Source organism: Bacteroides sp. RTP21281st1_H5_RTP21281_210402 (genome assembly GCF_040918965.1).
Classification (GTDB): domain Bacteria; phylum Bacteroidota; class Bacteroidia; order Bacteroidales; family Bacteroidaceae; genus Bacteroides; species Bacteroides congonensis.
This window is the reverse complement of sequence record NZ_JBCOWR010000005.1, coordinates 151,020-163,136: the sequence shown is the minus strand read 5'-3', so window position 1 is coordinate 163,136 and position 12,117 is coordinate 151,020. Positions and strand designations below refer to the sequence as shown.

Genomic DNA, 12,117 nt, shown 5'->3' with positions numbered 1-12,117 from the left:
TATTACAAGTTAGTGTCAGTTTTTCAACGGTTTCAATGAAATATAACGGGGGCGGAATAATTCTACAGCGGTAACGGATTCCGGTTCGATACGTATATCGTACTCTCCGGCAGGCAATGTGACCGTACCTACCGTTTCGGTCACATTCGCTCCGTTACTGACTTTCTTTGTCAGCTTTTTGCCGCCTAATGTAATCGAATATACTCCGGCTGCTCCCATGCTTGCCTTACGCACTTCTTTTCCGGCATCACCTTCCACCAGTTCATCTTTATATTTAGGAGCAGGAGCGACGTAGGCGATGCCCACTTCATAAGTCATCGGCTTATCCAGACGGACAGACCATACCACCGCATCTCCTTTCTGCGTCATATTCTGCACACACTGCGCCTCGACTTCCTCACCACCATAGCGGGCATTACCTTCCAGACGGGCATCAAATGTACGCAAGTAATCCACCGGTTGGGTGGCGGAAATACGGCGGCGGGGGTCTGCTTTAAGCTCCGACGTACATTCCAAGACGATAACCGTATTGACCGTATCCGGGCAATTCAACGGCACGTCCACCCATAGGTCTTTCCCGGAACGGACACATTTCAGGTTCTTTTGAGGATTGCCCAGGAGACAGGCGCGCTTCACATCTGTAAGCAACCCGCCGACACACAACTTTCCGTCTTCGGGCCAGTCGAATACGTGCAGATAGAGCTTATTGCCTTTCCGGGTAGTCTCTCCCCACGACTGGACTGCAAGCGGGGTGGCTTTCGTTCCCCTGATAGAAGATTCGCCGTTCACTTTCCACCAGTCGGCAATTCCTTTTAATATCGTCTTGTCCGGCGAACTGAACTTTCCGTTTCCCATCGGCCCGATGTTCATCAGAATATTGCCGTTACGGGCGGCGGCTTTGACAAGCAATTTTATGAAGAAGGAAGCGGGTTTGTATTCATTGTCATTCTCATTGTAGGCATATGAGTTGTTGGTAGTAGGAATGCCTTCCCAATAGATGTCTCCATAGTTGCTGAATTCATACGGGCAGTCACTGGTATTGTAATAATCATACCGGTCGAATCCCGAGATGGCACGACCATTGATGATAATGCCGGGACTGGCTTCACGGGTGGCTCTCACGATACGGATACATTCTTCCATCGGGAGTTTATGGGGAGTATCGTACCACATAATATCGGGGTCATAATTAGCGATTAGTTCGCGTATCTGAGGAATCGCCTTTTCATCTACATATTTACGGGCGACGGGCAGGAATTCCTTACGGGTTTCCCACCAGTTGCGTCCGCCCAGCAGTTTGTCTCCACCCGGATTGTCATAATCCCAGTCGTTGCCTACTCCGTCCTTCTCGCCCCAATCGAATGCGTGAGAATAGTAAAAGCCGAATTTTATTCCGGCTTTGCGGCAGGCATCCCGAAGTTCCTTCATCGGGTCACGACCGAACGGAGTAGCTTTCACAATATTGTAATCACTCACCTTCGAGTCATACATGGCAAATCCGTCATGGTGCTTGGAAGTGATGATAAAGTATCCCATGCCTGTCTCCTTGGCTATACGTATCCATTCTTCCGCATCGAATTCTTCGGGATTGAATCTGCCTGCCACTTCTTTCTTATATACTTCGACAGGAATCCGCGCCATACGCTGTATGTGTTCGCCGTATCCGTTATAGCGTTTCCCGTTCCATGAACATCCCAGAGGAGAATAAACTCCCCAGTGAATGAACATGCCGAAACGGGCATTGTCGAACCATCGCATCCTTTTATCAAGTTCCCCTTTATCGGGAACCATTGCCGACAGTCCGGTCTTCGGTTCCGGCTGTTGCTGCGCAAAGCAGGATAGTGTACTTGCAGACAATGCTGCTGCCAGGATAATACTGCAAAAGTGTGTTTTCATGTTTCTCATTCTGATTATATTTTCTTCCCCATAGGAGAGCTGATTGTAAATAGTAACTTTTCACCCGGTTTCATTTGTTTCTCCGTTACCCTTCCCAAGAAAGGATTGAGCAGTTTCATCATTCCGCCTTTTTCCGATTCGATGGTGATGGAGCTTACCTTGCCTTTTTCGTAAGAGGCGGTCACCAGGAATGCTCCCATCGCCCGCAGGTTGCAGAAAGATGCATCCTGCCATTTGGTAGGCATGGCGGGGAATACCCTAATTACTCCGGTATGGCTTTGCAGCAACATTTCCTGAATGGCAGCGGCACAGGCAAAATTTCCTTCCAGCGTGAACGGGCGATAGGTAAATTGTGAAAAGCCCGCCTTCAACTGGTCGCCGTTCAGATGGAAACTGTTCGGCCCGCAAAAGGCTTTGATAAAGATATGCAGGTTGCGCAAGGCTTCGTCTCCGTCAAATACACGGGTTTTCAGGTTGGCAAGCCATGCATAAGTATATCCAGTCCAATAGTCCGGCCCCAACTGTTCGATGTTTTTAATGGAGCGGAGAATCAGGTCGATGCTCCCGTTGCCCTGACTGGCATCAATGATGCCGAAGGGATGGAAAGCCAGCAAATGGGAGAAGTGGCGGTGGGATTCGGTCAAGGGGGTTCCCGGAGCAATCAGCAAGCCGCTTTCATTCTTCGCGAAATCGGGCCATTCGGTCAACTGCTTCTTCCAGTGTATGGCTTCGTCCTTGAATCCGAGCGTGTCCGCCATTTCTTCCGCTACCATATAGGCAAGGCGGATATTGGCAAGGTCGTAATTGGTGGTTTCCTGAAACCAGGCGTCTATCCGGTTATCATTAATTTCCGGTGACGAGGAAAGCGGCAGCTTCCGCATGCCTTTCTTGTCCCTGACGGAAACGTTTTCAAAATAACGGGCTACCTCTTTCACCCACGGGTAAGCTCTTTGGGAAAGAAAGTCCGTATCCATACTATATTTCCATTGCAAATAGAAATGGTGCACAAGCCAGCCGGCAGCAGTAGGAGAATTGGCATACTGGTTCCATCCGCCGATAGGTTCTCCGGTCAACGTGGCGATGCAGGCTACGTTCATCCCTTCCACACCGTAGAATTTGCGGGTGAACTTCTCCGAATTGTCTTTTATCCGCCATAGCCAGTCGGTGAAAACGGATGACTCTTCCAGGTGGTTGGATGCATATCCCGGCCAGTAGCTTAACTGCGTGTTCAGGTCGTTATGGAAGTCTCCCCGCCACGGTGGGGTTTGCCCGTTATCGGCAGTCCACACTGCTTGCAGGCAGATAGGGGGCGCTCCTTTGCGGGAAGCGGCAGCAAACTTATACATTTCAAGATACCATTGCTTTTCCAACAGGGTGTCCGGTATATGTATGCCCGATTTCTTCCAGTATCCTTTCCACCATTCTTCGTGCCCGGCCAGGCTGTTCTCAAAGTCATCGTTCATGTAGCGGCTGATGCAGTCCAGTGCCCCTTCGTTCTCCGAATACCACGTTCCGGTGGAAGTAACACAATATTTTCCTTCCATCTTTTTGCCGGGCATCATCTCCCAGTCCACAGCTATTTCATAAGAAATGTCTCCCCATCCTTGCTGGCGGTACAGCAAGGAAGTAGGGGTTATTTCTTCCACTTTGCCCAACTTATATCCTAAAGAGGTCAGTTTATTCACTCCCGGCTGATAGTCCAGTACCTCTCCGTTTTCTTCATACAGCGGCGTAACCAGGCGGACGGGGAGTGTATCGGACAGGTTCTCAAACTGAAAACGTCCGCCTTTCTCATTGGCAGGAACAAAAATACGGGCTTTGGTACCTCTCTCCCATTCTATGGTACAGACAGCGGAAGCCAAATCAAGTTTTACATTCGTGACTTTACCCAAAGAAGCCGTATTCAGTTCGATGGCTCCGGCAGGTATCTTCGTCGGTGCGGAATCGTATCTTGTCCGTTCATCAATCAGTTTATAGACAGGAGTGATATCCTTCTTCTCAATCACCTGGTCGCAAACAAACTTATAGGTATAATCGGGAGAGGCAAACTGCTCTACCGGACGCAAATCCCATAAATCCGCACGGTCAATGGCAATGCGCAAACGTCCTTCCTTCTGCCATATCAATGCACCGGTCAGCCCGTTTCCCAGCGGAACAGCCTCATCCCATACTTCAGGAAGTTTGTCGAAAGTGAGACTGTGACAAAAAGGGAACGACTCGGCTTTTTCCACGCTCTGCTTACAGGAACAAAACAATCCTGCAACTACAATCATCTGTAAAAAATATACTGCTTTCATATGTTATTGGGGTTTCATAAAAATTCTTTTATCTCGACATTGCAAAGATGCGACAAGCTATCAATACCAGTATGCACTTTACGTACTTTCAACGTACACATACAATACAAATAGTGCTGTATTCGGGATATGGGCGGGAAATTGTACCTCAAGTACAGCCATCTGTACACAATGTGTATCTCATAAGCACCGGGCATAAAAAGAGGGCAGCCGTCTCAAGTCATTACTCGAAACGGCTGCGCTCTTTTTGTTATATGTTATTTACAGAATTTCCTTGTCTTCCCACTTTCCGCCGTGCCACTCCACCACCGACGTGAAGCCCGCTTTCTTCAAAGCTTCCAGTCCTTCGGGACGGGCATTATTTATTCTTTCGGGATAGTGGGCGTCACTGTTCACTTGCACACGGATACCTAAGTCTTTCAACAAAGTGAAATAACGCTCATTGGGATAGAAAGTGCCTAATTCGTGATAAGCCTTGGTGTTGATTTCGACAATATATCCACAACGGGCTATCGCTGCGAAATAATCGCGGACTAAAATGTCGTACCACGGTTCGTCCAGTAATCCGGGACGGTAGCAGGAAGCATTGTAATGCATCTTGTCCGCATGGCCGACAATATCGAATCCGCCCAGTTCGACCATACGAAGCAGGTTCTTATAATAAAGGCGGACAACGGAATCCAAGTCACCGTCAAAATGCTTGTCTATTAACTGACGGAAAGTATCTGCCGGAGTATCAATGTCCACAATTTTTCCTTCCGGGGAATATAGCATATGTACGGAGCCTATCCGGTAATCGAGCGGCAATTCACGAAAACGGGGGGAAGCGGGGTTGCTGTCTTCGTTCAGGTAATCTATTTCAAGGCCGATGGCAAGCTCTATCTTATCCGCGTATTTCCTTTTGAGACGGGCGAATTCGGAAAGGTAATCTTCCATTCTGTCCCATTCCATTGTCCATGCAGTAGGAAACGACAGCGGGGCATGGGAAGAGATGCCATAGGAAGTAAAGCCTTCGCTGATGGCAAAACGGATGAAATCTTCCATGTTGGCTCGTCCGTCGCAATAGAGACAATGGCTATGATAGTTAGTAAGGTTTGTCATACAAGGTTATGTTATCGGGATTATTGTCACAAATCAGCCTTCTATTTCGCTGAGTTCCAGCCAACGCATTGTTTTCTCATCAATCAAGTCGTTCACTTCGGGCAGACGTTTCGACTTCTCGGTCAGTTCGTCAACAGAGAGCGTACCGCTGCAAAGGAGTTCTTCGATCCGGACTTTTTCCGCTTCCAAGTCGGCAATTTCCTTTTCCAGTTGTTCGAACTCGCGTTTTTCCTTGAAGCTCATTTTCCGCTTGTCGTTCAGGCGGACACGGGCTGTCTTTTCTTCCTGTGGCTTCTCTGCTTCTTTTTCTACCTTGGCTTTCGCGTCTTTCCAGTCACGGTAGTCGCTGTAATTGCCGGGGAAATCACGAATGTCACCCTGTCCGTTGAATACCATCAAGTGGTCTACTACCTTATCCATAAAGTAACGGTCGTGGGAAACGACAATCACACAGCCCTTGAAGTTCTGAAGATATTCTTCGAGCACATTCAATGTGATAATGTCGAGGTCGTTGGTAGGCTCGTCCAGTACGAGGAAGTTAGGGTTGCGCATCAGGATGGTGCACAGGTAAAGGCGGCGACGTTCTCCCCCACTCAATTTGTAGACATAGCTATGCTGGGTTTCGGGGGTAAACAGGAAATGTTGCAGGAATTGGGAAGCGGTCAGCTTCTTTCCGTTGCCCAGTTCGATGACTTCGGCAATGTCCTGAATGACGTCTATCACTTTCATCTGTTCGTCAAACTGGAGCCCGTCTTGCGAGTAATAGCCGAAACGGACTGTTTCACCGATATCCACCGTTCCGCTATCGGGTTGTACTTGCCCCATTAGTATTTTGATGAAAGTAGACTTTCCCGTTCCGTTGTTTCCTACGATTCCCATCTTCTCATAGCGGGAGAAGATATAAGAGAAGTCTTCCAGAATTTTCAAATCACCAAAACTCTTGTACAGATGGTCAGCTTCGAATATCTTGCTGCCGATATAGGATGCCTTTACTTCCAGTTTTACGTTATCGTTGTTGAAACGCTGCTTCGCAACCTTTTCCAGTTCGTAGAAAGCGTCTTCACGGTAACGGGCTTTGTGACCGCGTGCCTGAGGCATCCGGCGCATCCAGTCGAGTTCCGTGCGATAGAGGTTGTTGGCACGTTCTATTTCTACGCTTTTAGCTTCGATACGTTCCTGGCGTTTTTCAAGATAATAGCTGTAATTACCTTTATATTGGTAAACTTGCTGATTGTCTATTTCGATGATTTCCGAACATACACGGTCGAGGAAGTAGCGGTCGTGGGTCACCATCAGCAGGCTGAGGTTGGTACGGCGCAGGTAGTCTTCGAGCCATTCGGTCATATCAAGGTCGAGGTGGTTGGTGGGCTCGTCGAGAATCAGGAGTTCCGGTTCAGTAATCAGAGCGTTGGCGAGGGCGACACGTTTCAACTGTCCGCCGGAGAGTTGGCTTACTTTTTGGTCGAAGTTACGGATTTTGAGTTGAGAAAGGATTTGTTTGGCTTTCTGTTCATATTCCCAGGCTTTCTCCTGATCCATACGTGCCAAGAGGTCTTCCAGTCCCGGATGCCCTTCGGTTTCCATGCAACGTTCATATTCCTTGATAAGTTCTACGGTGCTGTTGCCATGATGGAAGCAGGCTTCGAGTACGGTCAGTTCTTCGGGGTATTGCGGGTCTTGTTCCAGATAATCCACGCGAAGGTCACGGCGGAAAACGATGCTTCCGCTATCGTAGCCTTCCTTTCCGGCGATGATATTCAATAAGGTGGTTTTTCCGCTGCCGTTCTTTGCTATTAATCCTACGCGTTGGCCTTCGGCAATGCCAAGAGATATATTTTCAAAAAGAACCAAGTCGCCGAAAGACTTGGTCAGGTTATCTATCTGTAAATAAGGTACTGCCACGTATATTAGTGATTAACGGGTTAGTGATTAGTGATTAATAATCACGGATTTATACTCTTCAATGACGTTGCAGGGCTGTCCTGCCTTTACTTTGCTCCATGCCAGTTTCATCGGGTCGATGATATGGTCTTTATATTGGAGAACAGGGGCTTCGCGATTACCGTCGACCAGCGTTTTCCATTCCATGCCGTCCACTTCGTTGGCGAGAATTGCGCAGACCGTGATGCCGACAGCCAGCCATTCTTCTTTATTCTTCGAACCAATCTTGCCGCTGTCAATCACTTGCTGAAGTTTCTCCAGGTCTTCTTCTATGCCCTGAAAGTCTTTTTTCAGTTCTTGTTTTACGGTAGATACAACCCATTCGTATCCTTCATTAATCTGATAGATTTCGGAAAGGCGGACAGGTATCAGTTCAGCCGGGTATTTCTCTCCTTCCTTGCGTATTTCCAAAGTAGAGAGTATGTCTTCGGCTTCTTTCACGATTCCGCCTTTGGGAACGGTGAAGGAACATTCGAAAGCAATATTGTCAATGCCTGCAATCCATACATGGGAAGTATAATAGGTTCCTTCTTCCTGGAACATCTCTTTGCTATACGCACATTCCAACGTTCCGACCTTCACAAGTGAAGCCGATTCGTTCTCTTTCAGTTCCTGCCGGACGGCGTCTTTGCCATAACCAGCCTTTCCCTTAAATGCGGAAATACGAAAATTGCCCGACCATACATCGGGATTATAGAAAAGAAAAGAGCCTTCGCCATCTTCAAACTCATTCCAGTCCGATGGATAGTTCATAGAAAACCATGCTCCGGGAGAGATAAATTTCTTGCCTTGCATCCTTTTTCATTAAATGATTACTTGGCAAAAATACGAATTAAATACGAATATCATTTACCTATCGGCTGTATTTTCCTGCGTACCTCTTTGGAAATTTCCAAAAACATATAATTCAGCTTGCCGGAATGGATACCTTCTTCATTCTCCTTGTACTTCTTATTGGCGTATTGTTTGGATTTCTCGAAGGTGAGCAGGGACATTTCATTCTGTGATTTACCCACCATCGTGGAATCCAGTTGCTCGTCGGGAAAGAAGTCGTCCAAGTCGACGTCGCCAATCATCGTTGTTTCCAGGAAGTTCTTATCGGTATGCGAATTGTCGGTATAGTATCCCACAAACATATGTCCCGGAGTACGTACTAAAATCGGGTCGATATTTATGGCGCGAAGCAGCGAGGCGAACAGTACGCTACCATCCACACAGTTGATTTGCGAGGATTCCAGTGCGTCGTCAAAGGTGCGGACACGCTGCGAGAAGACTACATTACTCGAAAGACTGGTATTGGAGACGGAACTATAACGGAATTTGCGCTTCTGCAAAATGTTCCAAAGGGCATATACTTGCTTGTCCACCGCTCCTTTAGCCTTGCTCTGATAACCTAAGAAGCGGTTAACTATGCGAGTGTTCAGCGCTTCACGGAGTAACTGGTCGATCATCGGATTCTCCTCATTGACATAGGCGGCAAAAAAGATGCTTGTGTCATGAAACTTCGTTCCGTTCGCCACATACCCCAACAGACATTCATTGATGCTACGAACGGAGAATGTGCGCACACGCTGACCCAAGTCTTTCCCGTTCATCTCAACGGTTACGGCAACGCTCACCGGCTCTGCCTGCGCGTTATTCTTCAATGCTTCGTAATTCCAGATAATATCAGGATAAATGGTATATTCCGTTCGCGGTTTGTTCAGGACGAACTCGGAAACGGAACGGGAAAAGAAAGGCGTTTCTGCCACTTCGATCCGTACACGGCTATATGCGGTCTTTGATTTCAGCCGGATGGCAATGCAGGATTTCGGATTTCCCAAATAGGTGGAATCCGACGGAATGATAACCTGCGCATCGGTAGTGGCTACGGACATAATAGCCGAGGGGAAAATATTCCCGCCCAAATCGTCTGCTATCTCAAAACCTGTATTGAAGGAAGTATATTTAAAGACGGACACACCGCCAAGCAGGAGCAACAGTACAATCACTGCACCTATCACTTCGCGTCTCCGCCGTTTCAAGTCAATTTTTATCATTGTCGGTAGTTTCTATTATCAAGCATTTCTATGCTATTATCAAATATTTCTATGCTATCATCAAGCATTTTTATCCTATCTCGCTAACAAAGATAACAAATAACGGGCGTTTTTTCCTCCTGCCATCCATAAAAAGTTTCCTGTTCTGTACCAAATTCCCCAATTCGGGGAATGTAATAGGATTGTAACACCTGTTTCATCTGTCCGTAACAAAGTCTTCTCATCTTTGCAAAGGTTAAAATAAAAACGTAACTTTGTCATATCACATTAATACATATATCTTATGAACGAAACCCGCATTTTAGTTGTCGACGATGAAGAAGACCTCTGTGAGATTCTGAAATTCAATCTTGAAAACGAAGGTTATGAGGTGGATACAGCAAACTCTGCCGAGGAAGCATTGAAGATGGACATCAGCAGCTATCATTTAATTCTCCTCGATGTGATGATGGGAGAAATCTCCGGATTCAAGATGGCGAACATACTGAAGAAAGACAAGAAAACGGCCAAAGTGCCTATCATCTTTATCACGGCAAAGGATACTGAGAACGATACGGTAACCGGATTTAACCTGGGTGCGGACGATTATATATCGAAGCCTTTCTCACTGCGTGAAGTCATTGCGCGTGTGAAGGCTGTGCTAAGGCGTACGGCTACTGCGGAAACGGAAAGAGCGCCGGAACGACTTACTTATCAGACGCTTGTCATCGACATCACGAAAAAAAAGGCGAGCATCGACGATGAAGAAGTATCATTGACTAAAAAAGAATTTGAAATATTGCTTCTGCTGGTACAGAATAAGGGACGTGTATTCTCACGTGAAGATATTCTGGCACGTATCTGGAGCGACGAAGTGTATGTACTAGACCGTACTATCGACGTGAATATCACCCGTTTGCGCAAGAAGATAGGGATTTACGGCAAATGCATCGTCACTCGCCTCGGATACGGATACTGTTTTGAAGCCGAATAATTAGCAACTATGAACCTGCCTGTAACTCAAAAACATTTCCTTTCTTTCAGCCGGAAGCTATTCCTTTCGGTTATCTCGTTATTTTTGGTATTCGTCATCTGCTTCATAGCCTATCAGTACCAACGTGAACGGGAATATAAAATAGAACTGCTGAACACGAAGTTGCAAGATTACAACAGCCGGCTTTACGAACGACTGGACTCACAACCGCTTGACAATGCGGCTGTCAACGATTATATCAATAATCATATCCTAGAAGATCTGCGTGTGACGCTTATCGACATGAATGGAAATGTGATTTACGACAGTTATCCGAACCATGACGAACAGATGGAAAACCATCTGAACCGTCCGGAAGTTCAGAAAGCGCTGAAGCATGGCAACGGATTTGATGTGCGCCGTACCTCGGAAACAACCGGTGTCCCTTATTTCTATTCGGCGACACGTTATAAGGACTATATTGTCCGTTCGGCTCTACCTTATAATGTAAGTCTTATCAATAACCTGAAAGCCGACCGACATTACTTATGGTTTACGGTTATCGTGACTTCGCTGTTAATGATTATCTTCTACAAGTTCACGAATAAGTTAGGGACTTCTATCAGCCAACTCCGTGAGTTTGCCATGCGTGCCGACCGGAACGAGCCTATCGAAATGGCCATACAATCGGCTTTTCCACACAATGAACTGGGAGAAATCTCACAGCATATCATCCAAATCTACAAACGCCTGCACGAGACGAAAGAAGCCCTTTACATCGAACGTGAAAAGCTGATTACCCATCTTCAGATTTCACATGAAGGACTGGGAGTATTTACGAAGGATAAGAAGGAAATTCTTGTCAATAATCTCTTTACCCAATACAGCAATCTGATTTCGGACTCCAATCTGGAGACAACGGAAGAGGTTTTCGCCATCAGTGAATTGAAAGATATCATACATTTTATCAACAAGAACCGGCAACAACGTTCGAGAAGTAAGGATGAGAAAAGAATGTCCATCACCATCAACAAGAACGGACGCACGTTTATCGTCGAATGTATCATCTTCCAGGATGCGAGCTTCGAGATTTCAATCAATGACGTCACCCAGGAAGAAGAACAGGTGAATCTGAAACGTCAGTTGACGCAGAATATTGCGCATGAGTTGAAAACGCCCGTCAGCAGTATTCAGGGATATTTGGAGACTATTGTCAGCAATGAAAACATTCCACGTGAGAAGATTAATGTGTTCCTTGAACGTTGTTATGCGCAAAGCAATCGTTTGAGCCGGTTATTGCGTGACATTTCTGTGCTTACCCGCATGGATGAAGCCGCCAACATGATTGATATGGAGCGTGTGGACATCAGCGTACTGGTAGGAAACATCATCAACGAAGTAGCACTGGAACTGGACGAGAAGCATATCACAGTGGTTAATTCCTTAAAGAAAAGCATACAAGTCAAAGGAAATTATTCTCTGATTTATTCTATTTTCCGTAATCTGATGGACAATGCCATTGCATATGCGGGCACAAACATTCAGATTAATATCAACTGCTTCCGTGAAGATGAAAGCTACTACTATTTCAGTTTTGCCGATACGGGCGTAGGTGTGTCACCCGAACATCTGAACCGTCTCTTCGAACGCTTCTACAGGGTAGACAAAGGCCGCTCACGAAAGTTAGGCGGAACAGGACTCGGACTGGCTATCGTGAAGAATGCGGTTATCATTCATGGCGGCAGCATCTCTGCCAAAAACAGTCAGGGTGGTGGACTGGAATTTGTATTTACATTGGCAAAGGAGAAGTAAAGTTTTTCAAAAAGTAAGGGTTTAATAAAAAAGGTTCTTTGAAAAGAAACAGGAAAGAAAACAAAAAAGAGGTCAGAGA

At 46.5% G+C, this 12,117-nt stretch carries 8 protein-coding genes; 2 read left to right on the top strand and 6 right to left on the bottom strand.

Features of this window, described 5'->3' with window-relative positions:
• Positions 1-15: 15 nt before the first annotated feature.
• The 6 genes from AB5443_RS09530 to AB5443_RS09505 all read right to left on the bottom strand — a co-directional run bounded on the left by AB5443_RS09530 (position 16) and on the right by AB5443_RS09505 (position 9,274).
• Positions 16-1,905, bottom strand: a complete 1,890-nt coding sequence (locus tag AB5443_RS09530; protein WP_368114030.1) for an alpha-L-fucosidase — start codon at positions 1,903-1,905, stop codon at positions 16-18.
• 5 nt (positions 1,906-1,910) lie between these two features.
• Complete coding sequence (locus AB5443_RS09525) at positions 1,911-4,193, bottom strand: glycoside hydrolase family 95-like protein (protein ID WP_022139668.1); 2,283 nt, start codon at positions 4,191-4,193, stop codon at positions 1,911-1,913.
• 261 nt (positions 4,194-4,454) lie between these two features.
• A complete protein-coding gene (locus AB5443_RS09520; RefSeq protein ID WP_368114031.1) occupies positions 4,455-5,294 on the bottom strand; it encodes a histidinol-phosphatase in 840 nt (279 codons plus the stop codon).
• A gap of 33 nt (positions 5,295-5,327) precedes the next feature.
• Positions 5,328-7,196 carry an ABC-F family ATP-binding cassette domain-containing protein gene (locus AB5443_RS09515; RefSeq protein WP_022139670.1) on the bottom strand — a complete coding sequence of 623 codons (1,869 nt, stop codon included), beginning with the start codon at positions 7,194-7,196 and terminating at the stop codon, positions 5,328-5,330.
• 27 nt (positions 7,197-7,223) lie between these two features.
• Positions 7,224-8,030, bottom strand: coding sequence for a DUF3805 domain-containing protein (locus AB5443_RS09510; RefSeq protein WP_022139671.1), 807 nt, complete (start codon positions 8,028-8,030; stop codon positions 7,224-7,226).
• 50 nt (positions 8,031-8,080) lie between these two features.
• A complete protein-coding gene (locus AB5443_RS09505) occupies positions 8,081-9,274 on the bottom strand; it encodes a hypothetical protein (protein WP_044653995.1) in 1,194 nt (397 codons plus the stop codon).
• 283 nt (positions 9,275-9,557) lie between these two features.
• On the opposite strand from AB5443_RS09505, the gene AB5443_RS09500 reads away from it, so the two are divergent.
• Together AB5443_RS09500 and AB5443_RS09495 are read left to right on the top strand one after the other, a co-directional pair.
• Positions 9,558-10,247, top strand: a complete 690-nt coding sequence (locus AB5443_RS09500; protein ID WP_195408146.1) for a response regulator transcription factor — start codon at positions 9,558-9,560, stop codon at positions 10,245-10,247.
• 9 nt (positions 10,248-10,256) lie between these two features.
• Positions 10,257-12,038, top strand: coding sequence for an ATP-binding protein (locus AB5443_RS09495; RefSeq protein WP_044653993.1), 1,782 nt, complete (start codon positions 10,257-10,259; stop codon positions 12,036-12,038).
• Positions 12,039-12,117: the final 79 nt, after the last annotated feature.

Excerpts from the sequence above, each read along its gene's own strand:
- AB5443_RS09530 (WP_368114030.1), bottom strand. The coding sequence starts at position 1,905 with ATGAGAAACATGAAAACACACTTTTGCAGTATTATCCTGGCAGCAGCA.
- AB5443_RS09525 (WP_022139668.1), bottom strand. The coding sequence starts at position 4,193 with ATGAAAGCAGTATATTTTTTACAGATGATTGTAGTTGCAGGATTGTTT.
- AB5443_RS09520 (WP_368114031.1), bottom strand. The coding sequence starts at position 5,294 with ATGACAAACCTTACTAACTATCATAGCCATTGTCTCTATTGCGACGGA.
- AB5443_RS09510 (WP_022139671.1), bottom strand. The coding sequence starts at position 8,030 with ATGCAAGGCAAGAAATTTATCTCTCCCGGAGCATGGTTTTCTATGAAC.
- AB5443_RS09505 (WP_044653995.1), bottom strand. The coding sequence starts at position 9,274 with ATGATAAAAATTGACTTGAAACGGCGGAGACGCGAAGTGATAGGTGCA.
- AB5443_RS09500 (WP_195408146.1), top strand. The coding sequence starts at position 9,558 with ATGAACGAAACCCGCATTTTAGTTGTCGACGATGAAGAAGACCTCTGT.
- AB5443_RS09495 (WP_044653993.1), top strand. The coding sequence starts at position 10,257 with ATGAACCTGCCTGTAACTCAAAAACATTTCCTTTCTTTCAGCCGGAAG.